This is a genomic window from Curtobacterium sp. MCBA15_004 (assembly GCF_001865055.2).
Lineage (GTDB): Bacteria > Actinomycetota > Actinomycetes > Actinomycetales > Microbacteriaceae > Curtobacterium.
Window position 1 is genome coordinate 2981220 of the sequence record NZ_CP126266.1, and the last position, 25104, is coordinate 3006323.

Here is a 25104-nt window from a genome sequence, read left to right on the forward strand (position 1 = left end):
CTGGGATCGCGTTCGATCAGTCGAGCCCGCGGGTCACCGCAGCACTGCGTCGCGGACCACCTCCGAGCGTAGTGCCGCGGGGGTGCGGTCGCGCACAGCGCCCTCAGGCCTGCGGCCGGAACCGACGCAACCGCAGGCTGTTCGTCACGACGAAGACCGACGAGAACGCCATCGCCGCCCCCGCCAGCACGGGGTTGAGCAGCCCCGCCATCGCGAGCGGGATCGCCGCGACGTTGTACGCGAACGCCCAGAACAGGTTGCCCCGGATCGTCCGCAGGGTCGCCCGCGACAGCCGCACGGCGTCCGCGACGACGGTCAGCCGTCCGCTCACGACCGTGATGTCACTCGCCGCGATCGCCACGTCGGTGCCGGCGCCCATCGCGATGCCGAGGTCGGCCGCCGCCAGTGCCGCCGCATCGTTCACACCGTCGCCGACCATCGCCACGGTCCGCCCCTCGGCCTGCAGGCGACGGACGGTCTCGAGCTTCGACGCCGGGGTCGCCCGGGCGTGGACCTCGTCGATGCCGGTCTGCTCGGCGACCGCACGGGCCGCTCCCTCGTTGTCGCCCGTGAGCAGGACGGGGCGGAGGCCCAGGGCGACGAAGCGTCGGACGGCGTCGGCGGCGTCGGGCTTCACGGTGTCGCCGACGACCACGACGCCGAGCGCGGCGCCGCTGCGGGCGACCACGACGGCGGTTCCGCCCGACGCCTCGGCCGCGGCCACCGCGGTACGGAGGTCCTCGGGGAGCGTGACCGCCCAGGCGTCGGTCAGCCAGGACGCCGTGCCGACGAGCACGACCTCGCCGTCGACGAGCGCCTGCACGCCGGCCCCCGGTTCGGCGCGGAAGTCCGTGGCGGTGGGGACGTCGAGCCCGCGCGCCCGCGCTGCCGCGACGACGGCCCGGCCGACCGGGTGCTCGGACCCGTCCTCGGCGGACGCCGCCAGGGCGAGGACGTCGGCGGCGGCGGCGGAGTCGGCGGCGGAGTCGGCACCAGCTCCGCCCGTCGCCACGACCACGTCCCGGACCTCCGTCGCACCCGTCGTCACGGTCCCGGTCTTGTCGAGCACGATCGTGTCGACCGTCCGGGTCCGCTCGAGCGCCTGCGGTCCCCCGATCAGGATGCCGAGCTGCGATCCCCGCCCGGTCCCGACGAGCAGCGCGGTGGGCGTCGCCAGGCCGAGCGCGCACGGGCAGGCGATGATGAGCGTCGCGACCGCGGCGGTGAAGGCCGCGGTGAGCGAGCCGCCTGCGACGAGCCACCCGACGAACGCGACGACGGCGAGCCCGATGACGACCGGCACGAACACGGCCGAGACCCGGTCGGCCAGGCGCTGGACGGCGGCCTTGCCGGTCTGCGCCTCCTCGACGAGCCTGCCCATGCGCGCGAGCTCGGTGTCAGCGCCGACCGCGGTGACCTCGACCACGAGCCGTCCGCCGACGTTCACGGTCGCGCCGGTCACCCGGTCGCCGGGGCGCACCTCGACCGGTACGGACTCGCCCGTGAGCATGCCGAGGTCGACCGCCGACGACCCGTCCTGTACGACGCCGTCGCTCGGGATGCGCTCCCCCGGCCGGACGACCACGACGTCGCCGACCACGAGCGAGGCGGCCGGGACGCGGTGCTCGGCCGGGCCGCCGGGGCCGTCCCGCAGCACCGAGGCGTCCTTCGCACCGAGCTCGAGCAGGGCACGCAGCGCCTCGCCGGACCGCTGCTTCGCCCGGGCCTCCATGTACCGTCCGGCGAGGATGAACACCGTGACGGCCGAGGCGACCTCGAGGTACAGGTCGCTCGCCTCGGGGTCGGCGGCGAACCACGAGAACACCATGTGCATCCCGGGTCGTCCGGCGTCGCCGAGGAACAGCGCGGACAGCGACCACCCGAAGGCGGCGAGGACGCCGACGCTCACCAGGGTGTCCATGGTCGCCGCACCGTGTCGGGCGTTCGTCCACGCCGCACGGTGGAAGGGCAGGGCACCCCAGACCGCGACGGGGGCCGCGAGTGCGAGTGCCGCCCACTGCCAGTCCGGGAACTGCAGCACGGGCACCATCGACAGCAGCACGACGGGCACCGCGAGCACCGCGGACACGACGAGTCGTTGCCGCAGGGGCGCGGTCGGGTCGTCGGTCTCCGGCGCCTCCGGTGGGGCGGCGGCGTGCACGGTCGCGCCGTACCCGGCTGCCTCGACCGCAACGATGAGTGCGGCGGTGTCCGCCGCGTCCGGGCCGGCGACCTCGACCTGCGCCTGTTCCGTGGCGTAGTTCACCGTCGCGGTGACCCCGGGGAGCTTCCCGAGCTTCCGCTCGATCCGGTTCGCGCACGAGGCGCAGGTCATGCCGGTGATGTCGAGCTCGACGACCCCGTCGCTCACCGTGCCACGACCTCGTAGCCCGCCTCGGCGACGGCGGCGCGCACGGACGCGGGGTCGAGCGGGTGGTCGGAGGTCACGGTCACGGTCGACGAGCCGCCGGGGACGAGTTCGACCGCGACGTCGGTGACGCCGTCGAGCTCGGACACCTCCTCGGTGACGCTCGCCACGCAGTGCTCGCAGGTCATGCCGGTGACGGCGAGGGTCTCGATGGTCATCTGGGTTCCTTCCGGTCGGTCCGAACAGTGGGTCAGGAGCGGACGAGCCGCGCGATCGCGTCGCTCGCCTCGCGCACCTTCGCGTCGGCGGCCTCGCCGCCCTCGGCGACGGCCTGGGCGACGCAGTGCCGCAGGTGGTCCTCGAGCAGCGACAGTGCGACGCGTTCGAGCGCACGGTTCGCCGCCGAGATCTGGGTGAGGACGTCGATGCAGTACGTCTCGTCCTCCACCATGCGCGCGATGCCGCGCACCTGCCCCTCGGCACGGCGCAGCCGCTTGAGCAGGTCGTCCTTGTCGTCGATGTACCCGACGTGCGTGTGGTCGTGCATGCTGCCCTCCGTCACCGTGTACGACACGGTACCCCCCTGGGGTATTCCCGGCGCACCGGGTCCGGCGCACGGGTCTCGGCGGTCGGCTCGCGGTCCGGCGTGGTCGGGACACCGGCCGGGAGGCGCGGCTCCGGTCCGCCCCGCCGCCCACGGACCGCGCGTGCGCACCTGGTGCGCGCCGGGCCGCAGCCCGCGATGTACGCGGACCGACGCGCATCCCGGACAGGCCTGCCATGATGCGCGGGTGAGCACCACCACGTCGACCAACGGATTCCGCCGCCTGCGGTTCACCGACGGCGACGGCACCGACTACTCACGGATCTTCTCCGCCGAGTACAACGGCCGCGACCTCGGGACCGACACGTTCGTGACCGTCGGCACCCGGTACGAGTACACGATCGTCGGCGACGACGACGTCACGCTGCGGACGATGCGGGCCGAGGGCGGACGGCGCGGCGGCGTGATCGGCGCACGCAACGACCACGTGGTGTTCTGGCTCACGAAGGGCCGGCTCACGATGCACTTCGCCGACCGGACGCGCGACGTCGAACCGGGCAGCCCGTACATCGCGTCGGCGTCCGAGGCCTACCGCTTCGAGTCGACCGACACCGTCTACAACGGACTGCACCTGTCCGACCCGTTCCTGCGCACGGTGGGCGACGAGCTCGGCTACCGGCTGCCGAGCGGCCCGCTGCTCTTCGACCAGCAGGACGCGAGCGTGGCACAGCACGAACCCCTCCGGCGGCTCGTGCACGACCTCGCGCCCGCGCTGCTCGACGACCGCGTGGTCGGTCCGATGCGGACGGCGCTCAACCGGCGGCTCGCGACCGTCGTCCTCGACACCTTCCCGATCCGCAACCGCGGAGTCGACGTCCCAGTGGCGAACCGGCTGCGGGACGCGATCCGGTACATCGAGACGCACGCCGCCGACCGCCCCGCGGTGCCGGAGATCGCCGCGGCGTGCGGCCTCAGCCAGCGCGGCCTCCAGGACGTGTTCGCCCGTACCCTCGGGACCACACCGAACCGCTTCCTGCGCGACCACCGCCTCGACGGGGTGCGGCGCGAACTCCTGCACGGGGGCACCGAGGACGGTGTGACCCCGGTCGCGCGCCGCTGGGGCTTCACGAACCCGGGCCGGTTCGCCGCGGCCTACCGGGAGCGGTTCGGCGAGGACCCGGCCGCCACGCTCCGGTCGTCCCGTGCCGCACGGCCCGAGTCCGGCCGGTCCTCGTGGCGGGTCCGCCGCGCGGTCGCGCACATCGAGCAGCACGCCGACGCCGACCTCACCGTCGAGCAGATCGCGGACGCCGCGGGTGTGCGGCCCCGTCGTCTGCAGCAGCTGTTCCAGGAGGAGTGCGGCCAGTCACCGATGGCGTACCTGCGGGCGATGCGCGAACGTGCACGACGCAACCCCGAGGCCGGAATCGGCGGCCGGGCCTGACCCTCCTCCCCCGGGGTACACGGAGAACCGCCGTTCTGGGGCCTTTCCTGGAAACCCGCTGCGACCGATGACGGTGGCGTGACGAACGTCGGTGACAGCCCGTCTCATCCGTGAACAGCATCCGCTGGGCACGAGCCTCGCGGGCACATCGGAAGGAGCACACCCCATGGCTGACACCATCACCACCCCCACCTCCGCCACCACCGCTCGTGGCACCGGCTCGCACGCCTCGGGCTCGACCTCGGGCAAGACGACGATCGACGACACCGTCGTGTCGAAGGTCGCCGGCATCGCCGCCCGCGAGGTCAACGGCGTGCACTCCCTCGGCAACGGCGCCGCCCGTGCCATCGGCGCGCTGCGCGACAAGATCGGCCAGCGCGACTACGGCCAGGGCGTCAAGGTCGAGGTCGGCGAGAAGCAGGTCGCTGCCGACGTCGTGATCGTCGCCGAGTACCCGGTCTCGCTGCAGCAGGTCGCCGACGGCGTCCGTTCGGCCGTCGCCCGCGCACTGACCCAGATCGTGGGCATGGAGGTCGCCGAGGTCAACGTGACCGTCCAGGACGTCTACATCCCGGGCGACGACGACGACAACGAGGACAAGAAGGAGTCGCGCGTTGAGTAACACACTGGTCGGCGCCCTGGTCGGCGCGATCCTCGCCGTCGTGGCACTGCAGTTCGGGTTCTGGGGCTTCGTCCTGGTCATCGTGTTCGGCCTGATCGGCGCCCTCGTGGCGGCCCTGTCGACCGGCAAGATCGACCGCGGTGCCCTGACCGACGTGCTGACCGGACGCCGGAGCTCCCGGTGAGCGCCGGCCCGGGAAGCCTCCCGGTGAGCGCCGTCCCGGGCCGGGTCGAGATCACCGCCAAGGCCCTGACGGCCCTCGCCCGGGCAGTCTCGGCCGAACGGCTCGGGGTCCCCGCGAAGCGGCTCCGGGTCGGGCTCGGTGACCACCACGGCGCGCTGGCGCTCGAGGTGACCGGCCCGATCCGGGAGCAGCACGACATCGTCCAGGCGGCCAGTTCCGCCGCGGACGGCATCAAGTCCCGTGTGCGCGACCTCACGGGTCGCCACGTGGGCAGCGCCCACATCGAGTTGACCGGCATCGTGCGTGAGCACGAGGGCCGGGTCCGGTAGGAGGAACCATGAGCACCAGCAGCATCGAGCGGCGCCTGCGTCGCCGGAGCGTGCACCGGTCCCGGTCCACCGCCGTGTCCGTGGCCCTGGTCGTGACCGCGCTCGTCGCGGCGTGGATCGGCACTGAATCGGTCCTGAAGGCGATCGGTCAGGCACCCCTGCTCGCCGACCCGCAGACCGTGGTCGACACCGCCCTGAAGCCCGACGCGGCGTTCACGACCATCGCCGAGGTCATCGCCGCGGTCCTCGTGATCGCCGGGATCGTCCTGGTCGTCCTCGCCCTCAAGCCCGGCCGGATGTCGCGCTCCGCGATCGACCACGACCGCGGTGCCGTCGTGATCGACACCCGCATCCTCGCCTCGACCGCAGCCAACGCCGCAGCATCCGCCGCGCACCTGCCCGAGTCGAACACCTCCGCCACCGCCCGCGGCCACCACACCGAGGTGCGCGTGGTGCCCCTGTCCGGCATCCCCGTCGACCAGGCAGCCGTCCGCGACGCCGTCCAGGAACGCCTCGGCCGGCTCGGCGGCAAGCACGGCACCCGCGTGAGGGTGCACGTGGAACAGAAGGGAACCCTGTCGTGACGACCACGAACCGCACCCTGAACCGGATCCTGCTGTTCCTGCTCGGCCTGGTCGCGATCATCGTCGGCGTCGTCATCGGCGCCGGGGTCCTCACCCCCGTCCGCGACGCCGTGGAGCCGTACGTCACGTTGCCGTCGACAGTCGACGTGCCGTCGCAGGCGTTGTGGATCATCGCCGCCGTCTGCGCGGTCGTGATCATCCTGGCGTTGGTCGTGGTGTTCACCCGTGGTGGTGGCGGCACCTCGGTCGCGGCCCGGGAACGCACGGGCGATGACCAGGTCACCGTGAACGTCGCGCTCGTGCGGGACGTGGTCGACCACGAACTCGCCGACGTCCACGACGTGGTCGCGGCGAAGGTCGACACGTACCTGGTCCGGAAGCAGCGGGCCGCGCGGATCAAGGTCCACGTCCGTCGTGGTGGGGACGCGGTCGGTGTCCTGACCGCGGTCGAGCACGCCGTCGACACCCTCGACCAGACCCTGGGCCGCCAGCTCCCGGTCCTGGTCCACCTCACCGGCGGCACCCGCACCACCCTCGCCAAACCCGCCCGCGTCCACTAGCCGGACCCGGACGACCAGACCGCACCACCAGCTCCACCAGCTCCACCCGCGTCCAGCCGGACGCACCGGCGGAGGCGATCCGCGCCTCCAGTCCGTCACCCACACCGGGCGCGAGCCCGGACAACGGAGAGGAAGAACCCATGGGACTCGACGACAAGATCAAGAACGCAGCGCAGGACCTCGCGGGCAAGGCGAAGGAAGCCCTTGGCAACGCGACCCACGACGACTCGAAGGTCGCCGAGGGCAAGAAGGACCAGGCCGCCGCGAGCGCCAAGCAGACCGGCGAGGACGTCAAGGACGTCTTCAAGCACTAGTGGACCCACGGCCGTCGCTCCCCTGACGGGAGCGACGGCCGTCCTGTTCGAGGAGGAAGCCATGCAGCACGATCCGAACGCCCGGACGCAGATCACCGAGGTCGACCTGCCGTCCGAGCTGACCACCCCGCTCCCCGAGGACGCCGGGCCACTGGTGGTCGCCGCCCGCACCGCGGCGGAGACGGCGCTCGGCGTGCCGGGCGTCCACCACCTGGGCGGCCTCGTCGCCCGAGCCGCCGACCGCGTCCGTTCCCAGCTCGGACGCTCCGCCGGGGCGCCCGGGGTGCAGGTCGACGAGGTCGACGGGACGCTCGACGTCACCGTGTCGCTCGTCGTCACCTACCCGCAGCCCGTGCAGGACGTCGCCGCCGAGGTCCGCCGCCAGGTGACCGCTGCCGTGTCCCAGCTCGGGTCCGGCCAGCCGACCACCGTCGACGTCCGCGTGCTCGACGTGCACGGTCCCTTCGACGACGAGCCCACCCCGGTCGACAAGGCCAGGGAGGCCGTCGGCGACGCCGTCGACCGCACGAAGGACGCCGTCGCCGGTGCCGCGGAGACCGTCCGCGAGGGCGCAGCGGACGTCGCCGAACGGGCGAAGGAGGTCGCACAGGACGCGGCCGCCACCACCCGTGAGGCAGCCGAGCGAGCGAAGGACGCCGCCGGTGACGTCACCGACCGTGCTCGTGACGCCGCGTCCGACGCGGCCGACCGCACCCGCGAAGCCGCGGACGACGCGCGTGGGGCCCTCTCCGACGCCGCCGACCGTGCACGGGAGACCGCGTCCGACGCGGCCGACCGCGCCCGCGAGACCGCGTCCGACGCCGCCGACCGTGCTGCGGACGCCTCCGCCGAGGCCGGTGCCGCGGCGAAGGACGCCGTCGGTGCCGCGAAGGACGCCGTCGCTGACGCCTCGGACGAGGTGCGCGAGCGTGCATCGAGCGCCGCATCCGCCGCGACGGACGCCGCCGCCGACGCCGGTGCCGCTGCGTCCGACGCAGCCGACGCAGCCGCCGACGCCGTGTCCGACGCACCGTCCGACCGCGGTGGCGCGCACCGTGCCGAGGCGCACGGCGACCACGCCGCCGCCGAGGACCGGGTCGCCGACGCGCTCGACGACGCCGCGGACCGCATCGAGGACGCCGCGGACGTGGTCCGTGACGGGGCCGGGTCGCACCGCCACGACGGCGGCGACGCGGACCGCCCGTGACCTCCGCGTGGGCAGGGCGGCGGGGCTCCTCGCTCCGCCGCCCCCGGCCCCGCGGGGTCTGGATCGCGTCGGGCATCGGCATCGTCCTGGTGCTCGCGATCGCCCTCGGCGCCTACCTGCCGCTCGTGGGCTTCCTCGGCGGCGTGACGGCGACGACGGCCGGCCTGGTGCCGTTCCCGTTCCTGCGGGTCACGGCCGTCACCCTGGTCGGCGCCGTGGTCGTCCTGGCGCTGCTCCTGCTGGCCCTCACCCGTCGGCACACCGTCACCACGGTGCTCGTGGTGGCGCTCACGGTGCTGGTCAGCCTGGCCGTGACCGCCTACCCGGTCGTCACGGTGGCGATCTCGTCGGCCGACCGTGCCGGGGACGTCTGGCCGATCGTCGCGGAGCTCTGGCAGCGCTTCACCGGCTGACCCCCTGACCGCCGCGGCGGGCTCGTGACCCGAACACGGGCCCGCCGCGGCTCCCACCGGTCCGCCGCGGCGGGCCGGGAGCGGCCGTCCCCCGTCCGCAGCGACACCCCACGTGCGTCGACGCGCGTGGGGTGTCGCCGTGTGCGTGAGGACGATCCGGACGGGACGGGACTGCCCGCCCCGCTCCTCAGCCGGCGTGCGCGTGCGTCGCCAGGCGGGCGAGCCCCTCGTCGATCGACACGGTCGGCTCCCACCGCAGGTCCCGGCGGGTCCGCCGCTGGTCGAACCAGTGCGCCGTGGACAGCTGCTCGGCGAGGAACCGCGTCATCGGCGGTTCGTCCTCGCCCGGGCGCACCCGCCACACGGCCTCGACGAGCGAACCGGCCGCCCGGGCGAGCGCCGCCGGGACGTGCACGCGGGGTGCCGGCACCCCGGACGCCCGGCAGATCCCGCCGAGGAGCTCCCCGACCGGACGCGGCTCGCCGTTCGTCACGACGTACGCGGTGCCGTGCACCCGGTCGTCGGCCGCGTGCTCGAGGGCCGCGACCATCGCCGAGGCCGCGTTGTCGACGTAGAGCGTGTCGATGAGCGCCGCGCCGGAGTCGAGCAGCGGCAGCCGCCCCGACCGGGCCCGGTCGACGATCCGTCCGACGAGCTGTGTGTCGCCCGGCCCCCAGACCAGGTGCGGGCGCACCGCGACGACCGCGAACCCGGGGGCGTCGGCACCGAGTGCGAGCAGTTCGGCGGCGGCCTTCGTCCGGGCGTAGTCGCCGCGGGCGGCGTCGGGCTCGGCGGGTCCCGCGCCGACGCCGACGAGGGACGATCCGGTGTGCGCGACCGAGGGTGACGAGACGAACACGAACCGCCCGGCCCCGGCGGCGCGCGCGGCGTCGAGCAGCAGCCGCGTCCCGTCGACGTTGACCCGGGCGAAGTCGGCCGGGTCGCCCGCGAGCGAGACCTTGGCGGCGAGGTGCACGACCGCGTCGACACCCGCGACCGCACGGCGCACGGCTTCGGCGTCGGTCGTGCTCCCCCGCACGTCGGTCACCCCGTCGACGCCGGACGCCCGGCGCTGGAACGTGCGGACGGCGTACCCGGCGTCGCGCACGGCCGCAGCGGTCGCCCGACCGAGGAAGCCGCTCGCGCCGGTCACCAGCACCGTGGGACGGTCCGTGTCCTCGGCCGGACCGGTGGGACGGTCCGTGCCCCCGTCCGGACCGGTGGGACGGTCCGTGCCCCCGTCCGGACCGGTGGGACGTGCTGCGCTCACGGTCGGACCATCCGGGCACCGCCGAGGACCGACGTGGCCCAGCGGGACAGGCGCGCACGGTCGACCTTGGAGTTGTGCCGGATGTCGGTCGGCAGCACGGGCACGACGAGCACCGCGGCGAGCGGGACCCCGGCGGCGGCCCGGACCGCGGTCGCGAGGGACGCCGTCGCGAGGCCCGGACGACGGACGGGCGGTACGGTCTCGACCACGGCGACGACCTGCTGCGTCCCCGTGGGGCCGACGCCCGCGACACCGACGCGGCCGACGCCGTCGACGGCCTCGATCCGCTGCTCCGGGCCGACCGGGGTGACGACGCCACGGGCGGTGGTCACGACGTGCTGCAGACGGCCCTCGACCCAGAGGCGGCCGTCGGCGTCGAGGTGCCCGACGTCACCGGTGCGGTGCCCGCGCGGGTCGTCGACGCCCTGCCGCGAGGCCCGGTTCGTCCGCCAGAGCCGGTCGTAGTGGTCGCGGACGTGCGGCGCCGCGACGACGATCTCCCCCGTGACGCCCGCGGCGTCCGTGGGGGTACCGCTCGGGACGCCGAGGTCGTCGAGCGGCGCGATGCGCACCCGGACCCCGGCTGCCGGGACGCCGACGCAGATGCCGGACCCGGAGGTGTCGCCCGCGGCGCGCACGCCGTCCAGGTCGACGTCGGTCATGAGGAGTCCCTCGGTCATGCCGTAGGGGGTGTGCGCGCTCGCGTTCGGCATGAGCTCGGTCGCCGCCGCGAGGAGCGCCTCGGGGACCGGCGCGCCGGCCGACAGGAACAGCCGGACCCCGGCGAGGGCCTCCCGGTCGGTCGCGGTCAGGTCCCCCGCGGTCGCGACCACGTTCGCCAGGGCGGCCGGCGAGAGGAACACCACGGTGGCGTCGACCGCACGCACGGCATCGGCCACGGCCCGCGCGGTCAGGGTGCGGGGCGCGGTCACGTCCATGTCCGGCGCGACCGACCGTGCACCGAGCGCCGGCCCGAGCAGCGCGAACGGCGCGAAGCCCGCGACGAGTCCGGTCCCGACGCCGACGTCGTACTGCGCCGCGAGCACGTCGCGGACGGCCGCGAGCTGCCGGTGCGTGTACACGACGCCCTTCGCGGGACCGGTCGACCCGGAGGTGAAGAGCACGGCGGCGGGGTCCTCCGGCGACGGTGCGGCCGGCAGGGTCCGCCCGGACGCGAGCAGCCGGGCACCGCGGCGTGCGACCTCCGCGAGGGAGTGCTCCACCCGCAGCGCCCGACGCGCGGGTCGGGGCAGCGCGACGGTCGCGATCCGCCGCCCCGGCCAGCCGAGCGCGCGCGCCGCCGCCAGCCCGGGCAGCGCGCCGACGATCCAGTCCGGGCGCGCGCCGCGGACGGCACGCGTGAGACCGCGCAGCCCGAGTCCCGCGTCCGCGACCACGACGACGGCACCGATCCGGACGCACGCGTACAGGACCGCGGTCAGGTCGGCACCCGGCGTGACGAGGAGCGAGACGCGGTCGCCGTGGCGGACACCGAGGTCGGCGAGCCCGACCGCGACCTCGTCGACACGGCGCGCGAGCAGCCGCCAGGACACGGTGCGGGGGCCGCCGGGGGCGGCCATCTCGACGAGCGCGGGGCCGTCGGCGTCGCGCTGGTCCTCGAGTGCGGCCCAGAGCGGGCGGCTCGCGTCGGCCGTGTGGTCCGGGACGTCGGTCGGGAGGCGCGGCTCGCCCCCGGCGGGTGCGCGGCCGTCCGGCAGGTGGTCGCCCAGCCAGTCGGTGAGCGTGCCCGCCACGTCGGCGTCGTCGGGCAGCAGGTGCCCGGCGCCCTCGAAGCGGTGCACGTCGGCGTGCGGCAGCCGTGCCGTGAGGTCGTCGAGGTAGCGCTCCAGGAACACCGGGTCGCGCGGCCCCCACACCAGGAGCGCGGGCACCCGCAGGGCGGCGACACCGGTCGCGATGCGGTCGAGCTCGGCGGCGCTCGGGTGCGCGGCGTCGACCGGGATGTCCGCGACGAAGCCGCCGATCCCCCCGCGACGCGCGGCCCCGCGGTACGGCGCACGGTAGGCGTCGGCGACGGGTCGGTCGAGCCGGGGGTGGGCGATCGCGAGCGTCGTCTCGAGGAACGCCGGCGTCAGGACCGTCCCGCGCCCGAGCACCTGCGGCCGCAGCGCGAGCCGGAGCGGTGCGGGGATCGGGGCGTCCTCGGGCTGGTGCACGGCGGTGTTGCACGTGACGACCCCCGCGAGCAGCCCGGGGTGGTCGACCGCCCAGCCGAGGGAGACGACACCGCCCCAGTCGTGCCCGACCGTGACGACCGGACCGGTCAGCCCGAGCACGTCGGTCAGGGCGCCGAGGTCGCGCACGCGGTCGGCGAGGCGGTGCTGCACGCCGGTGCGCTCCGAGAACCCCATGTCCAGCTGGTCGACCGCGACGACGCGCCAGGCCGGGCCGCCGGCGCGGGCGACCGCGAGCGTCTGTTCCGCGACGGACCGCCACAGGTACGACCACGTCGGGTTGCCGTGCACGCACAGCAGCGTGCCCACCGGGGTCACGCCGAGCGCGTCGAGGGAGCCGGCCGTGTCGAGGAGGTGCCACGTGCGGTCCGGGTGATCCGTGCCTCCCGTCCGGTCCGTGCCACCCGGGACGGTGACCAACCGCGACCAGGCCGGGTCGAGTCCGGGCAGGGGCGGCGGGAGCGTCGCCGGAGCCGTGGAGGCGGCGACGCGCGGGAGGTCGGACCTCACCAGCGCAGTTCCATCATCGCCGTGTTGATGCCGGAGCCCACGCCGCCGAGGAACACGCGGTCACCGCGGGTGATGCCGCCGCGGGCGACCTCGTCCGCGAGGGTGATCGGGATCGACGCCGGACCGACGTTGCCGTAGCGCTGGTACGTCGTCGGCACCTTGGCACGCGGGATGCCGATCGCCTCGACGAAGGCGTTCGTGTGCACGTCCGAGACCTGGTGCAGCACGTAGCGGTCCATGTCCGCCCAGTCGAAGTGCGCGCGGGCCTCGGTCCAGGCGGCGACGACGAGCTCCATGCCGCCCTTGAGCAGCATCTTCGCGTCGGTGAACATGCCGTCGACGCTGCCGACGCACAGGTCGTACCACTGCGTCGCGGCACGGGTGACACCGCCGATGATGCGGTGGCCCTCGGGGTGCACGTCGGACGGGCCGAGCACGGCGGCCGCGGCACCGGACCCGAGGGTCAGGCTCGCGAACTCGCTCATGAAGTCCTTGCGGTTCCGGCCGCCCTGGTTGAGGCGGTCGATCGTGTTGAGCTGCACCTGGTCGGCGTCCTCGCCGTCGACCACGAGCGCGTACTTGATCTGGCCGGAGTCGATCATGCTCGCGGCGACGCTCATCGCGTTGACGAAGCCGAGGCATGCGTTCGCGATGTCGAAGTTGATCGCGGACGACGGCAGGCCGAGCCCGTGGTGCAGCCGGACGGCGACGCTCGGCTCGAGGTGCGGGCGGGTCACCGACGTGTTGATGAGCAGCCCGACGTCCTCGGGGCGGATGCCCGCCTCGGCCATGGCGCGGCGGCCGGCGTCGATCGCGGCGTCCTGGAAGGTCTGGCCCTCGCCCCAGTTGCGGCGCTCGGTGACGCCCGCGACGCGCTCCAGCAGGCCCATCGGCAGGCGCAGGCGCCGGAGGACCCCGCGCAGCTTCGCCTCGATGTCGGCCGAGGTCGTGACCCGCTCGGCCGTGGTCGTCGCGACCGAGAGCAGGGACACGTTCTGGTGCTTCGCGGTGGCGTTGCCCGGGCGCTCCACGTCGTCGTTCGGGGTGGGTTCGACGGGGCGGTCAGCGAGTATCGTCACCGGGTCATCTTTCCGCATCGTGGCTGGGTGTGGGGTCCGTTCCGGGTGGGAGACGGCGTCATGCGTCCTTCGGGAGCTTCCGGACCTTGCTCCGACGGCGCCGGCGGTCCGGGATCATCGAGCGCATCTCCTCGAGCTTGCCGAAGCAGAGCAGCCGGTCGCTCGCCTGCAGGGTCACGCCGCTCCGGGGGTTCGGGATCACGTTCGCGCCGCGGTGCAGGGTGAGCACCGTGATGTCGCGGTCCCAGAGCCCCGACTCCTTGATCGTCCGGCCGACCAGGTCGGCGTTCGTGTGCACGAGGAGCTCGGCGACACCGTACCCGGTCGACACGCTGAGGCGCTGGCGCACGTCGATCTCCGGGAAGGCGACCTGGTTGCCGATGAAGTCGATGATCGCGCCGGCGACGTCGAGGCCCGTCGCACGCTCGATGCCCTCGAGCCCGGGCGACGAGTTGACCTCCATCACGAGCGGGCCGTCGTTGCCCTCGAGCATGTCGACGCCCGCGACCCGGAGACCCATGATCTGCGCCGAGCGGACCGCCGCCTCCTCGTACTCGGGCGTCAGCGTGACCTTCTCGACCGTGCCGCCGCGGTGCACGTTCGACCGGAACTCGTCGCCGCTCGCACTCCGGCGCATCGCCGCGACGACCCGGTCGCCGACCACGAGCGCGCGGATGTCCCGCCCCCGGCTCTCCGAGACGAACGCCTGGATGAGGACGTTCTGCTTCGTCGAGTGCAGCGTCTCGACGATCGACTCGGCGACCTTCGCCTCCGGTGCCAGGATCACGCCGATGCCCTGCGTGCCCTCGAGCAGCTTGATGACGACGGGCGCACCGCCGACCCGGTCGATCGCCCCGCGGACGTCGGCGCGGCTGTTCACGAACGTCGTCGCCGGCATGCCGATGTGGTGCCGGGACAGGATCTGGTTCGCGCGGAGCTTGTCGCGCGAGTTCGTGATCCCCGTCGCGGTGTTCGGCGTGTAGACGTCCATCTGCTCGAACTGCCGCACGACCGCGGTGCCGTAGTACGTGATCGAGTTCCCGATCCGGGGCAGCACGGCGTCGTAGTCGCTGAGCAGCTTGCCGCGGTAGAGCAGGTCGGGCTCGTCGGCGGTCAGGTCGATCGCGAACCGCAGCGTGTTCAACACCTTGACGTCGTGCCCGCGGTCGATCGCGGCGGCACGCAGGCGCTGCGTCGAGTACGCGTGCGGGGCGCGCGACAGGATGGCGAGTTTCATCGGGGTGCTCCACGGGGGTTCGAGGACGTCGACGGCGACGCTCCATCAAAGCATGCGACAGGATGGCCCCATGGCCCGGAACCCGATGATCGCAGGCTGGCGCGAGTGGGCTGCCCTGCCCGGTCTCGAGCTGCCCTGGATCAAGGTCAAGCTCGACACCGGCGCACGGAGCTCGGCACTGCACGCGTTCGACCTCGAGGAGCTCCCCGGCGACCGCGTGCGATTCTCGGTGCACCCCTGGCAGGACACCGACGCCGACGCCGTCACCCACGAGTGCGACGTGCACGACCGTCGGGTCGTGCGGAGCTCGACGGGCCACACCCAGGAGCGCATCGTCGTGCTGACGCCGATCACGCTGGCCGGGATCACGGTCGACGCCGAGGTCACGCTGAGCAACCGCGACCAGATGGGCTTCCGGATGCTCGTCGGTCGGCAGGCCCTGCGGCAGGGGTTCCTCGTCGACCCGGCGCGGTCGTTCACGGCGGGACGGGCGCCGAAGGAGATCCGGCGGCGCAACCGCGGGCGGGCCTGAGGCGCGGTCGCGCTGGGCGCGCTGCGCGCGCTGGGCTGGCCGCTGGTCGCTGCGCGCTGGCCGGTGGCCGGCGGCCGGCGGCCGGCGGCCGGCGGCCGGCGGCCGGCGGCCGGCGTAGCCGTGCCGCGCCGTGCGCCGGCGGCTGCCGGTGCCGCGTGCTCCTGCACAACGGGAAGCACGTCGAACCACGTCGTTCCGTGGTGCGGCATGCTTCCCGCTGGGCGCGCCTCCCGACATGCGGCCGACTCCACGGCGGACGGGAGGCGCGGGGCCGGCTGCATCCGCGCCTCCCGTCCCGGAGGGGCCGTATTCCACACGTTCCTTGTCAGTTCGTTTGAAATGCTACGTTCTACACATTGCCGGGCTGGTGATGGGGGTGGGACGTGGGGTTCGGGTTCGACGACGCCGCAGCTGCGCGGCTCGCGGCGTGCGCTGCGCAGGCCGCGCTGGCGCTGCGCGGGAGCGCGTGGCCGCGACGGAGCGCTGCAGAGGCAGCGCTGCGGGACTTCGACGGCGGGTACGTGCGACTCTTCGAGACCGCCAGGACCGTCGAGTACGAGGACCGGGTGCGTCTCGCGCACGCCCTCGACGACCTCGCCGACCAGGTGCGGATCGCCCGGCACCAGGCCTCGCAGGAGCGCCACCGACGGTCGGAGCTCGCGGCCTGGCGGAAGCAGGCAGCTGACCGCGAGCACACCCTGGTCGGCATCGCTGCCGCGTGGGAGCCCCTGCTCGATGCGAGCGCAGCAGCCTTCGACCCGGAACCGACCGCGGCCCCGATCAGACCGACGCCCGTCACCGCGACCTTCCGTGCTCGGCACCGACGACGGACCGGCGCGCAGGCGACCGGGCGCAGCAGTGCCGATCCGGAACGGTTGCGCCGGTTCACCGCCACGGCCCAGGCGCAGGACGGCGTGACGGAACAGGACCTCGTCCGCGTCCGGAACGCGTGGGCGGGCTTCCGTGACCGGTGTGGGTGGGTCCCCGTCGAGGCACCGCCGCTGCCGGGCGGTTTCGGTGCGTACCTCGACGAGAACGCCGAGGACGCCCGGTGGGCGGCGCGGATCGCCGACGCGTTCGAAGCCGCCGGAGGACGATCGGTCTCCGACGTCGCGCTCGACATCGCCGGAGTGTCGACCCTCTCCCCTGCGGCACGGCGGCTGCTGGAGCCGTCCCTGACCCCGGCGGAGGTCGCGGCGGCCTGGACGGACCTCGGGCTCACCGCCGAGGACATCGCAGTACTCCCGCTGCGGACCCAGGTGCAGGTGGCGAACCTCGACGGGTTGCCCGCCGTCGCTCGTGACGTGGCCTCGCGGCGGGTGCTCGCCGCGGCGCTCCGAGACCCCGAGCGGATGTACCGGCTCTTCGGACTGGCGTACACGTACGGAGCGGTGAGCCTCGAGGAGTTCACCACACAGGTCCGCGCGCTCGCGCAGGGGCTCCAGCGAGCGGACCGGATCGCAGCCGACCTGCCGGCGCCGACCGCGACGGTGGCGCAGCTCGTCGGCTTCGGCGTCGCGAACGGCGCTCCCGTCGCCGCGGTCGTGCTGGGCGACCTCGACACCGCCGCGAACGTCACGGTGAACGTCCCCGGAGCGACGACGACGCTCGGCAGCACGCTGGAGAAGGCGCAAGCCGCTTCTGGGCTCCTCCGGTCTGCCGCGAGGGCACGGAAGACGGATTCGTACGCGGTCGTGTCCTGGTTCGGCTACCGCGCACCCGCCTTCCCCGAGGTCCCGGCGCAGGGGCGGGCCGCCGCGGGTGGGGCCGAGCTGGCGTCGTTCCTCGACGGCATCCACGACAGCCGAGGGGGCGCACCGCGTCGGTTCACGGTCCTCGGCCACTCGTACGGCTCCACGACCGCAGCCGAAGCGCTGGCCCAGACCCGACACCTGGCTCGACGGCTCAGGACACCATCTCGAAGATCGTCGCTACCGGAGTACCAGGATGAAGATCATGCGATCGCTTCGTGCCCTCGTAGCAGCCGCCTGCTGCGCTTGGCTCCTCACCGCGTGCACCAGCCCAGGAGGCCACATGCCAGTCGATGCCGCAGGTCTGACAGAGGACGACGTGGCGGAGATGTCGACGCAGCAGGAGTTCGACCGGTACGCCGAGCGCTACGCGCAGATGCAGGTGGTCCTCGCGGAAGCGCAGCGAGCGGTACACGTCGGCGAGTGGTCGTGGATCGGCGGCGACCGGGTTCCCAACATCGGCGGAGACGGAATCGTTCCGCTCCGTGGAGCCGGTCCCCGCAACAGTTACTTCCTCCGGAGCGATCGGCTGTGGTCGCCTGCTGGAGCGACCGGAGACCCGCGCGATCTGCAGCCCATGATCGACTTCTTCGGGCAGCGCGACTGGTCCTACCGCGAGCGGACACGAGGTCGCTACCACGAGGTCCTGGCTGACACGGGCACCGGTTGGCACGTCGAGTACGAGGTGCAGCCCGATGGGGACTACGGCCTCACCGTGTACAGCGGTCAGTACTGGACCAACGACGGCCACGCGCTGACCGAGGCCGTCGGCGGCCGCAATGACGGGGAGTACCCCGAGGAGTCCCTCCCCGGCGAGTACCCGCCGTTCCCGAAGTGGAGCGACCCGATCATCAGCCCGCCGAAGACCTGAGCGCGCATCGCCCGCCAGCCCAACGGGAGCGCCTGCCGGCGATGCAGGAGCGCGGCACGCAGCTCGCCGCCGTCAGCGTGACCACCGTCCCGGCGGGTTGAACCGGTCGCCCCTCGTGTCGCGTGCGAGGTGACGGACGGGAGGCGCGGTGCAGGTGACGCGCGCGCGTCACCGGCACCGCGCCTCCCGTCCGTACCGTGGGCCTGCGCGGTCAGGGCAGGAGCGCGACGGCGACCGCGCGCGCGGTCGCCGTCGCGCCTGCCGCATCCCGCAGCCGCATCGCCAGCGATCCCGACACGACGAGCAACAGCTGCTCGGCGAGCGCCGGGGCTGCGGCACCGACGAGCGGGCGGGCGGTCTCGGTCAGCCGGCGGCGCAGCGTGTCGGTCTCCCGGTCGAGCACGGCCCGGACGTCGGCGGGGGCGTCGACGTACTCGGCGGCGGTCCCGAGGAACGCGCACCACCGTGAACCGGTCGGGGTCGCGCGGTGGTCGTCGAGCGCGTCGAACACGGCGAGCAACCGGCCGCGGTCGTCGGACGCCCGGGCGACGGCGCGGTCCCACGTCGCCGTCCAGTCGTCGTGGCGGCGGTCGAGGGCGGCCGCGACGAGGGCCTCCTTGCTGGGGTACCCGCGGTAGAGCGTCGCCGAGGACACCCCGGCGCGCTCGAGCACCGCATCCACCGGGGTCGCCGCGATGCCCCGTGTGAAGAAGAGCTCCTCGGCGGCGTCGAGCACGCGCTGCTCGGTCGCTGGACGCATCGCCATGCCGCCAGCCTACGATCCCAGAAGTGAAACGATCGTTTTTGTTCTCGGACAGGGTCCTGATCGGGAGCGGGCTCGGGCTCATCGCCGCGACGTACGGTCTCGTGCGGCTGGCGTACGGCCTGTTCCTCCCGGACGTGCAGCGCGACCTCGGCTTCGGTGCGGACGTCGCCGGGGCCGTCTCGGCGGGCGGATCAGTGCTCTACTGCGTCGGCGCGGTGGCCGGGTCCGTCCTCGCCGGGCGGGCGGCCCGGGCTCTCGCCGCTGTCGCCGCCCTGATCGCGGGGGTCGGAGCACTCGTCATGGCGGCGAGCACGTCGACCCTCGTGTTCGGGACCGCCGCGGTGGTGGCCTCGGCAGGGGCCGGCATCGCGTCGCCCGCCCTGGTGCGGCTCGTCGGCGACCGGGTCGAGCACGCCGCGCTCCCCCGCGCGCAGGCGGTGGTCAACTCGGGCACCGGCCCCGGGCTCGTCGCCGCGGGTGTCCTCGCCCTCGTCCTGCTGCCCGACTGGCGCACGGCGTGGACCACCGCGGGGATCCTGACGCTCGTGGTGGGCGGGGTCCTCGTCAGCGCTGCCGGGTCTGCCCGGGACACGGCGGGCCGAGGACCCTCGACAGGTCCCGCCGGACCGGACCGGTGGTGGCTCGTCGCACACGCACTGCCGATGGCCGTCGCCCTGGCCTTCGGGGCGGGATCAGCCGTGGTGTGGACGTACGGGCGGACGGCACTGGTCGAGGCCGGCGTCGGGAGCGCGCTGTCGGTCGGCGCGTGGGTCGCACTCGGCGCCGGCGGTGCCCTGGTCGCGGTGACCGCTCGGTGGACGAGCCCACCGCCGGCGCGCCGGCAGTGGGCGCTGACGGCCGCCGTCGCAGGCGCCGCGGTGCTCGTCCTCGGCCTCGCGCCCGCGGTGGTGCCGGTGTCGCTCGCGGCGTGCGCGGTGTTCGGCTGGGGCTACACCGCGGCGACCGGCGCGCTCATCGCGTGGACGACGGAGGTCGACCGGACCCGGGCCCCGGTCGGCACGTCCGCGCTGTTCGTCCTCCTCGTCGCCGGACAGGCACTCGGTGCGGCGGTCGCGGGCACGGTGCTCGGCACGCTCGGGACGGCCGGCACCTTCGTCGCCGCCGCCGCCGTCGTGCTCGCCGCCGCACTGGTCCCCGTGGTGGCCGGGCGCACGGCCCTGCGCCGACCGGTCGCCACGCGAGGGCACGAGGCCCGATGATGGGCACGTGCACGCGCCGGACCGCCAGGACGACGTCGACCGGCTGTGGGCCGACGGCGATCATCGGGCTGCCCTCGCCCTGTTGCGGGAGCGCGTCCGCGCCGACCCGACGGACGCGCACGCGCGCCGCGCACTGGTAGAGCGCTACCGCGCACTCGGCCACCCCGACCAGGCGGGGCGGTGGGGACTGACCCTGCCCGAGAGCGTGACCGACGTCGAGCGGGACCGCGCTGCGCGCCTGCTCGCATCGTCGGGCGTGCGACCGGGCGACCTGGCGCGTTTCCTCGCCCTGCCGCTCCGCGAACCGCTCCCGCCGAGCGTCGTGGACCTGCTGCCCGAGGTCGAGGAGCACCGCGCACGGATGTCCGTGCACCCGCGCCGGCGCTCGGCAGAGGCACGTCGGCCGACGTCCGCGTTCGAGGAGCGCTGCGCCGACGTCGCCGAGGCCCTGGTGGTCGTCGTGGCGGGGTGCCTCGTCTTCGCGTTCGTGGCGGCGGTCGCGACGTGGGCCGGTGCGCCCCTCGACGACCTCGTCCTGTGGAGCGGGCTGGCTTCGCTCGCGGTCGCTGCGGTCGCCGCAGCCGTCCGGGCCGTGGGCGCACTCGGGTCCCGTCGCCCCCTCCGCGCGACCGGGTGGGCGACGACCGCCGCCGTGCTCGGCTCCGTCGTCGCGATGGGCGTGCTGCAGGTGGTCGGGACCGGAGGGCCGGGACGGGACTGGTGAGGAAGGCTCCGGCGGCGCCGCCGGGTACCGCTACCGTGGAGCACATGGGGCGGACGACGACGGAGTGGGCGCGGCTGCCGATCGGGCGCCGTGAACAGCGGCAGGACCTCCTGCTCGCGCTCGTGCTCACGGTGGGGCTCGCCGTCACGACGACCCTGTACGGCGCGTCGGGCCTGTACGAGGACGACCAGGCGGCGTGGTGGGTGTCGGCGCTCATGGTCCTGGCGAACGCGGTCCCGCTCGCCTTCCGCCGCCGGTGGCCGATGACGGTCGCGGTGGTGGCTGCGCTCGCGTTCGCCGCCACGCAGCTCCTGCACGTGCCCGAGGTCCTGCTCATCAACTTCACGCTGTTCATCGCGCTCTACACGGTCGGCGCGTGGTGCTCCGACCGCGTCCGCGCCGAGGCGGTGCGGTGGGTCGTGATCGTCGGGATGTTCGTCTGGGTGTTCCTGTCGCTCTCGTTCGGCTGGTCGATGCCGAGCGCGCTGCCGAAGGACGACGGCGCCCTCATCGCGCCCTACGTCGCGTACTCGCTCGTGAACATCCTCATCAACGTCCTGTACTTCGGCGGCGCCTGGTACGCGGGCAACCGGGCCTGGGCGTCCGCCGTCGCGAAGCACGACCTCGCCGAACGCACCGCGGAGCTCGCGGCCGAACGGGAGCGCACCGCTGCCCAGGCCGTCACGCTCGAGCGGGTGCGCATCGCGCGGGAGCTGCACGACGTCGTCGCCCACCACGTGTCGCTCATGGGCGTGCAGGCCGGTGCGGCCCGCCGCGTGATCGACCGCGACCCGGGGCAGGCCGCGACGTCGCTCGGCGTGGTCGAGGACAGCGCGCGCACGGCGGTCGAGGAACTCCGTCGGATGCTCGGCACGCTCCGCTCCGACGACGAGCCGTCGGGCGGGGACCGCGCCGCCACGACCGCCCCGAGCACCGCTGGCCTCGGTCGGGTGCCGGAACTCGTCGACGCCGTGCGGACGGCCGGGCACCCGGTCGAGTACGTGGTCGTCGGCGACGAGCGCCCGGTCCCGCCGACCGTCGGCGCGGTCGCGTTCCGCATCGCCCAGGAGGCGGTGACGAACGTCCTCAAGCACGCCGGTCCGACCGCACGGGCGGACGTCCGGCTGCGGTACCTCGACGACGGCATCGAGGTCGAGGTCGCCGACGACGGCCACGGCGAGCGCGCGGTCCGGCGGACGGACGGCAGCGGCCTCGGCCACGTGGGGATGCGCGAGCGGGTCGCGGCGGTCGGCGGACGCATCGAGATCGGGCCGCGCGCCCGGGGAGGGTACCTGGTGCGGGCATGGCTGCCGACGACCTGACGATCGTGCTCGCGGACGACCAGGACCTGGTCCGGGCCGGCTTCCGCGTCATCCTCGAGTCCGAGCCCGGCTTCCGGGTCGTCGGCGAGGCGCCCGACGGTGCCGCAGCGGTGGACGCCGTGGTGGCGCTCCGGCCGGACGTCGTCTGCCTCGACGTGCAGATGCCGGGGGTCGACGGCCTCGAGGCCGCCCGACGGATCGCGGCGCTCCCGGACCCGCCCGCCGTGCTGGTGCTCACGACGTTCGACGACGACGACGCCCTGTTCCAGGCGCTCGAGGCCGGGGCGAGCGGGTTCCTGCTGAAGAACGCCTCCCCCGAACGGCTGATCGACGCGGTCCGCACGGTCGCGGCCGGCGACGCCCTGCTCGCGCCGGACGTGACCCGGCGGGTGATCAGCCGCGCGACCACCGCCCGTCCGACCGGCACGACGGGCGGCACCGGCACCGGCACCGGCACCGGCACCGACGAACGTGTCGACACCACCGCCGACACCGCGAGCAGGACCGACCCAGGCACCGCCGCCATCGCCGCCGCGGGCCTGACCGAGCGCGAGTCCGAGGTGCTCCGCCTGCTCGCCAAGGGCTACAGCAACGCCGAGATCGCCGCGGCCCTGTACGTGGGCGAGGCCACCGTGAAGACCCACGTGTCGAACGTGCTGCAGAAGCTGTGCCTGCGCGACCGCATCCAGGCGGTCGTCTGGGCGTTCGAGCACGGCGTCGCCGCCCGCCCCTGACGGACCGGACAGCACCGGCCCACCCACCGCTCCCCCGTGCGGTGGAGCCGCCCCGTACCGGAGTCCCCCCTCACGTGGGAGGCGACCCGCGCCTCCCGGCCAATACGGTCGACGTGTCGGCGAGGACCGCCGACGGAAGGGGACGACGATGCTCACCATCGAAGGCGTCACGAAGCACTTCGGCGACCGCCGGGTGCTCGACGACGTGGGCTTCACGGTCGGCAGCGGCCGCCTGACGGGGTTCGTCGGCGGCAACGGCGCCGGCAAGACCACGACCATGCGGATCCTGCTCGGCGTCCTGCAGGCGGACGCCGGGACGGTGTCGATCGACGGCGCGACCGTCGGTCCGGCCGACCGTCGCCGCTTCGGCTACATGCCGGAGGAGCGCGGGCTCTACCCGAAGATGCCGGTGGCCGAGCAGATCACCTACCTCGCCCGGCTGCACGGCGTCGACAAGCGGACCGCGGGGCAGCGGACCGCGGCGCTGCTGGAACGCCTCGACCTCGAGCAGCACGCCGACGATGCCGTCGAGAAGCTGTCCCTCGGCAACCAGCAGCGCGTGCAGGTCGCCGCGGCGCTCGCCCACCAGCCCGAGGTCCTCGTGCTCGACGAGCCGTTCTCCGGCCTCGACCCGATGGCCGTCGACACCGTGCTCGGCGTCCTGCGCGAGACGGCGGCGACCGGCGTGCCCGTGCTGTTCTCCAGCCACCAGCTCGACGTGGTCGAGCGCCTCTGCGACGACGTCGTCGTGATCGCCGCCGGCACGATCCGTGCGGCCGGTCCGCAGGAGGAGCTCCGTCGCGCGGCGGGCCCCGCGGCGTGGGAGCTCCTGGTCGAGGGCGACCTCGCCTGGCTCCGCGCCGAGCCCGGGGTCGTCGTCCGCGAGTTCGACGGCGGCTACGCCGTGTTCGAGGCCGACGACGCCACCGCCCAGGCCGTCCTGCAGCGTGCGGTCCAGCACGGCACCGTCGGGTCGTTCGCGCCCCGGGTGCCGCGGCTCAGCGAGGTCTTCCGGGAGGTCGTGCGATGACCACGGCACGCCAGGCCACGTCCCGCGAGGGCACGTCCCGCCAGGGCACGTTCGTCAACGCGGTGCAGCTCGTCACCGCGCGGGAGATCCAGGCCCGTCTCCGCAGCAAGGCGTTCATCGTCTCCGCCGCGATCCTGATCCTCGCCGTCGTCGCGTCGATCGTCGTCGCCGGCATCGTCGGCAAGGCCACCGCGGACGACACCACACCGGTCGCGGTCGTCGACGGCGTGAGCCTGACGTCGACGCGTGGCCTCGACGTCACGCAGACGTCGAGCGTCGCGCAGGCCGAACGGCTCGTCCGCTCGGGTGACGTCGACGCCGCGGTGGTGCCGTCCGACGACACCCTCGGCTACCGCGTGGTCGGGCTCGACGACGTGCCGACCGACGTCGTGAGCGCGCTGAGCACGACCCCGCGCGTCGACCTGCTCGACCCCGGTGCGCTGCCCGCGGGTCTGGTGTCGCTCATCGGGATCATGTTCGGTGTCGTGTTCTTCGCCTCGGCGGTCACGTTCGGCTCGTCGATCGCGCAGAGCGTCGTCGAGGAGAAGTCGACCCGCGTCGTCGAGATCCTGATGGCCGCGATCCCGGCCCGGGCACTGCTCGCGGGCAAGGTGCTCGGGAACAGCCTGATGGCGTTCGCGCAGATCGTCGCGGTGGCCGTCGCGGCGGCGATCACGCTCGCGGTCACCGGGCAGGACAACATGTTCTCGATGCTCGGCCCGAGCGTGCTGTGGTTCGTCGGCTTCTTCGCGATCGGCTTCGTGCTCATCGCCGCGATGTTCGCCGCGTCCGCCGTGCTCGTCTCGCGCCAGGAGGACGTCGGCAGCGTCACGATGCCGGTGATGATGCTCGTGATGATCCCGTACATCCTCATCGTGTCGGCGGCGGACAACCCCACGATCGTCGGGATCATGTCGTACGTCCCGTTCAGCGCGCCGATCGGGATGCCGATGCGGATCTTCCTCGGGACCGCCCAGTGGTGGGAGCCGATCCTGTCGCTGCTGATCGTCGCCGTGTCGGTGGTCGTGGTCGTGCTCGTCGGCGCGCGCATCTACGAGAACGCGCTGCTCCGCACCGGGGGTCGCGTGAAGCTCGCGGAGGCGCTGCGCGGCTGACGCCGCCACGGGACGGACGGGAGGCGCGGTGCGGGCGGGCACCGCGCCTCCCGTCCGCCGTGTGGTCGCGTCCCGCCGCCCTCGATGGAGCAGACGACGTCGGGTCCGGGCCCGCCACCCGACGGTTCCTGCTCCATCCGCAGGGGCGGGGGGGGGGACGGGACGGACGGGAGGCGCGG

General features: G+C 74.2%; 26 protein-coding genes. 18 read left to right on the plus strand and 8 right to left on the minus strand.

Going from position 1 to position 25104, the window contains the following annotated elements; all coding sequences use genetic code 11:
• Nucleotides 1–103: 103 nt before the first annotated feature.
• The 3 genes from QOL16_RS13990 to QOL16_RS14000 are packed head-to-tail and all read right to left on the minus strand — an operon-like array spanning nt 104 to nt 2915.
• Nucleotides 104–2371 (minus strand): cation-translocating P-type ATPase, encoded by a 2268-nt coding sequence (locus QOL16_RS13990; RefSeq protein ID WP_071282323.1) that lies wholly within the window; start codon nt 2369–2371, stop codon nt 104–106.
• The gene (locus QOL16_RS13995; protein ID WP_071282325.1) at nt 2368–2586 is read right to left on the minus strand and encodes a heavy-metal-associated domain-containing protein; all 219 of its coding nucleotides are present in this window, start codon (nt 2584–2586) and stop codon (nt 2368–2370) included. Before QOL16_RS13995 ends, QOL16_RS13990 begins: the two co-directional genes overlap by 4 nt.
• Nucleotides 2587–2618: 32 nt before the next feature.
• On the minus strand, nt 2619–2915 hold the full coding sequence (locus QOL16_RS14000; protein ID WP_065963407.1) for a metal-sensitive transcriptional regulator: 297 nt from the start codon (nt 2913–2915) through the stop codon (nt 2619–2621).
• 244 nt (nt 2916–3159) lie between these two features.
• Here QOL16_RS14000 and QOL16_RS14005 point away from each other — a divergent pair, with 244 nt between their 5' ends.
• The 9 genes from QOL16_RS14005 to QOL16_RS14045 all read left to right on the plus strand — a co-directional run bounded on the left by QOL16_RS14005 (nt 3160) and on the right by QOL16_RS14045 (nt 8569).
• On the plus strand, nt 3160–4356 hold the full coding sequence (locus QOL16_RS14005; protein ID WP_071247567.1) for a helix-turn-helix domain-containing protein: 1197 nt from the start codon (nt 3160–3162) through the stop codon (nt 4354–4356).
• A gap of 166 nt (nt 4357–4522) precedes the next feature.
• Nucleotides 4523–4978 carry an Asp23/Gls24 family envelope stress response protein gene (locus QOL16_RS14010; RefSeq protein ID WP_139197497.1) on the plus strand — a complete coding sequence of 152 codons (456 nt, stop codon included), beginning with the start codon at nt 4523–4525 and terminating at the stop codon, nt 4976–4978.
• Complete coding sequence (locus tag QOL16_RS14015; RefSeq protein ID WP_065963373.1) at nt 4971–5162, plus strand: DUF2273 domain-containing protein; 192 nt, start codon at nt 4971–4973, stop codon at nt 5160–5162. The genes QOL16_RS14010 and QOL16_RS14015 overlap by 8 nt, the downstream gene beginning before the upstream one ends.
• A gap of 23 nt (nt 5163–5185) precedes the next feature.
• Nucleotides 5186–5491: a hypothetical protein gene (locus QOL16_RS14020; RefSeq protein ID WP_065963374.1), complete on the plus strand. Its 306-nt coding sequence runs from the start codon at nt 5186–5188 to the stop codon at nt 5489–5491.
• An 8-nt stretch (nt 5492–5499) separates the two neighbouring features.
• Entirely contained in the window at nt 5500–6075 is a 576-nt protein-coding gene (locus tag QOL16_RS14025) for a DUF6286 domain-containing protein (protein WP_065959888.1), read from the plus strand.
• On the plus strand, nt 6072–6635 hold the full coding sequence (locus QOL16_RS14030; protein ID WP_305410997.1) for a hypothetical protein: 564 nt from the start codon (nt 6072–6074) through the stop codon (nt 6633–6635). Before QOL16_RS14025 ends, QOL16_RS14030 begins: the two co-directional genes overlap by 4 nt.
• A gap of 140 nt (nt 6636–6775) precedes the next feature.
• The gene (locus tag QOL16_RS14035) at nt 6776–6949 is read left to right on the plus strand and encodes a CsbD family protein (protein WP_065963379.1); all 174 of its coding nucleotides are present in this window, start codon (nt 6776–6778) and stop codon (nt 6947–6949) included.
• Nucleotides 6950–7010: 61 nt separating this feature from the next.
• Nucleotides 7011–8156: an Asp23/Gls24 family envelope stress response protein gene (locus QOL16_RS14040; protein WP_071285368.1), complete on the plus strand. Its 1146-nt coding sequence runs from the start codon at nt 7011–7013 to the stop codon at nt 8154–8156.
• Nucleotides 8153–8569 (plus strand): MFS transporter permease, encoded by a 417-nt coding sequence (locus QOL16_RS14045; protein ID WP_071285366.1) that lies wholly within the window; start codon nt 8153–8155, stop codon nt 8567–8569. Before QOL16_RS14040 ends, QOL16_RS14045 begins: the two co-directional genes overlap by 4 nt.
• Before the next feature lie 187 nt (nt 8570–8756).
• On the opposite strand, the gene QOL16_RS14050 is transcribed toward QOL16_RS14045, so the two are convergent.
• The 4 genes from QOL16_RS14050 to rimK all read right to left on the minus strand — a co-directional run bounded on the left by QOL16_RS14050 (nt 8757) and on the right by rimK (nt 14860).
• Nucleotides 8757–9728, minus strand: a complete 972-nt coding sequence (locus QOL16_RS14050) for an NAD(P)-dependent oxidoreductase (RefSeq protein WP_071285364.1) — start codon at nt 9726–9728, stop codon at nt 8757–8759.
• Nucleotides 9729–9835: 107 nt separating this feature from the next.
• On the minus strand, nt 9836–12544 hold the full coding sequence (locus QOL16_RS14055) for an alpha/beta fold hydrolase (RefSeq protein ID WP_071285362.1): 2709 nt from the start codon (nt 12542–12544) through the stop codon (nt 9836–9838).
• Nucleotides 12541–13623, minus strand: a complete 1083-nt coding sequence (locus QOL16_RS14060; protein WP_370692530.1) for a 3-oxoacyl-ACP synthase III — start codon at nt 13621–13623, stop codon at nt 12541–12543. Before QOL16_RS14060 ends, QOL16_RS14055 begins: the two co-directional genes overlap by 4 nt.
• A gap of 58 nt (nt 13624–13681) precedes the next feature.
• Nucleotides 13682–14860, minus strand: coding sequence for a 30S ribosomal protein S6--L-glutamate ligase (gene rimK / locus QOL16_RS14065; RefSeq protein ID WP_065963388.1), 1179 nt, complete (start codon nt 14858–14860; stop codon nt 13682–13684).
• A 70-nt stretch (nt 14861–14930) separates the two neighbouring features.
• Between rimK and QOL16_RS14070 the strand changes: the two genes are divergently transcribed.
• The 3 genes from QOL16_RS14070 to QOL16_RS14080 all read left to right on the plus strand — a co-directional run bounded on the left by QOL16_RS14070 (nt 14931) and on the right by QOL16_RS14080 (nt 18014).
• Nucleotides 14931–15392: a RimK/LysX family protein gene (locus QOL16_RS14070; protein ID WP_065963391.1), complete on the plus strand. Its 462-nt coding sequence runs from the start codon at nt 14931–14933 to the stop codon at nt 15390–15392.
• A 383-nt stretch (nt 15393–15775) separates the two neighbouring features.
• Nucleotides 15776–17797: an alpha/beta hydrolase gene (locus tag QOL16_RS14075; protein WP_083394957.1), complete on the plus strand. Its 2022-nt coding sequence runs from the start codon at nt 15776–15778 to the stop codon at nt 17795–17797.
• Nucleotides 17721–18014 (plus strand): hypothetical protein, encoded by a 294-nt coding sequence (locus QOL16_RS14080; RefSeq protein ID WP_083230300.1) that lies wholly within the window; start codon nt 17721–17723, stop codon nt 18012–18014. The genes QOL16_RS14075 and QOL16_RS14080 overlap by 77 nt, the downstream gene beginning before the upstream one ends.
• A gap of 211 nt (nt 18015–18225) precedes the next feature.
• Here QOL16_RS14080 and QOL16_RS14085 read toward each other — a convergent pair whose 3' ends face one another.
• Nucleotides 18226–18780 carry a TetR/AcrR family transcriptional regulator gene (locus tag QOL16_RS14085; protein WP_071283604.1) on the minus strand — a complete coding sequence of 185 codons (555 nt, stop codon included), beginning with the start codon at nt 18778–18780 and terminating at the stop codon, nt 18226–18228.
• A 23-nt stretch (nt 18781–18803) separates the two neighbouring features.
• Between QOL16_RS14085 and QOL16_RS14090 the strand changes: the two genes are divergently transcribed.
• From QOL16_RS14090 to QOL16_RS14115, 6 genes are all read left to right on the plus strand, one after another.
• On the plus strand, nt 18804–20000 hold the full coding sequence (locus QOL16_RS14090; RefSeq protein WP_071283607.1) for an MFS transporter: 1197 nt from the start codon (nt 18804–18806) through the stop codon (nt 19998–20000).
• Between the two features lie 7 nt (nt 20001–20007).
• Nucleotides 20008–20724: a tetratricopeptide repeat protein gene (locus QOL16_RS14095; protein WP_071283611.1), complete on the plus strand. Its 717-nt coding sequence runs from the start codon at nt 20008–20010 to the stop codon at nt 20722–20724.
• Nucleotides 20725–20768: 44 nt separating this feature from the next.
• A complete protein-coding gene (locus tag QOL16_RS14100) occupies nt 20769–22046 on the plus strand; it encodes a sensor histidine kinase (protein ID WP_071283615.1) in 1278 nt (425 codons plus the stop codon).
• Entirely contained in the window at nt 22028–22780 is a 753-nt protein-coding gene (locus QOL16_RS14105) for a response regulator transcription factor (RefSeq protein ID WP_071283622.1), read from the plus strand. The genes QOL16_RS14100 and QOL16_RS14105 overlap by 19 nt, the downstream gene beginning before the upstream one ends.
• 148 nt (nt 22781–22928) lie before the next feature.
• Nucleotides 22929–23810, plus strand: a complete 882-nt coding sequence (locus tag QOL16_RS14110; RefSeq protein ID WP_065963404.1) for an ABC transporter ATP-binding protein — start codon at nt 22929–22931, stop codon at nt 23808–23810.
• Complete coding sequence (locus QOL16_RS14115) at nt 23807–24925, plus strand: ABC transporter permease (RefSeq protein ID WP_071283625.1); 1119 nt, start codon at nt 23807–23809, stop codon at nt 24923–24925. Before QOL16_RS14110 ends, QOL16_RS14115 begins: the two co-directional genes overlap by 4 nt.
• The last annotated feature ends 179 nt before the right edge of the window (nt 24926–25104 follow it).

What these genes read in the sequence shown, in the direction of transcription:
- QOL16_RS14085 (WP_071283604.1), bottom strand. Translation starts at nt 18,780, where the DNA reads ATGGCGATGCGTCCAGCGACCGAGCAGCGCGTGCTCGACGCCGCCGAG.
- QOL16_RS14025 (WP_065959888.1), top strand. Translation starts at nt 5,500, where the DNA reads ATGAGCACCAGCAGCATCGAGCGGCGCCTGCGTCGCCGGAGCGTGCAC.
- QOL16_RS13995 (WP_071282325.1), bottom strand. Translation starts at nt 2,586, where the DNA reads ATGACCATCGAGACCCTCGCCGTCACCGGCATGACCTGCGAGCACTGC.
- QOL16_RS14115 (WP_071283625.1), top strand. Translation starts at nt 23,807, where the DNA reads ATGACCACGGCACGCCAGGCCACGTCCCGCGAGGGCACGTCCCGCCAG.
- QOL16_RS14035 (WP_065963379.1), top strand. Translation starts at nt 6,776, where the DNA reads ATGGGACTCGACGACAAGATCAAGAACGCAGCGCAGGACCTCGCGGGC.
- QOL16_RS14105 (WP_071283622.1), top strand. Translation starts at nt 22,028, where the DNA reads ATGGCTGCCGACGACCTGACGATCGTGCTCGCGGACGACCAGGACCTG.
- QOL16_RS14080 (WP_083230300.1), top strand. Translation starts at nt 17,721, where the DNA reads ATGATCGACTTCTTCGGGCAGCGCGACTGGTCCTACCGCGAGCGGACA.
- QOL16_RS14010 (WP_139197497.1), top strand. Translation starts at nt 4,523, where the DNA reads ATGGCTGACACCATCACCACCCCCACCTCCGCCACCACCGCTCGTGGC.
- rimK (WP_065963388.1), bottom strand. Translation starts at nt 14,860, where the DNA reads ATGAAACTCGCCATCCTGTCGCGCGCCCCGCACGCGTACTCGACGCAG.
- QOL16_RS14070 (WP_065963391.1), top strand. Translation starts at nt 14,931, where the DNA reads ATGGCCCGGAACCCGATGATCGCAGGCTGGCGCGAGTGGGCTGCCCTG.
- QOL16_RS14110 (WP_065963404.1), top strand. Translation starts at nt 22,929, where the DNA reads ATGCTCACCATCGAAGGCGTCACGAAGCACTTCGGCGACCGCCGGGTG.
- QOL16_RS14100 (WP_071283615.1), top strand. Translation starts at nt 20,769, where the DNA reads ATGGGGCGGACGACGACGGAGTGGGCGCGGCTGCCGATCGGGCGCCGT.
- QOL16_RS14000 (WP_065963407.1), bottom strand. Translation starts at nt 2,915, where the DNA reads ATGCACGACCACACGCACGTCGGGTACATCGACGACAAGGACGACCTG.
- QOL16_RS14040 (WP_071285368.1), top strand. Translation starts at nt 7,011, where the DNA reads ATGCAGCACGATCCGAACGCCCGGACGCAGATCACCGAGGTCGACCTG.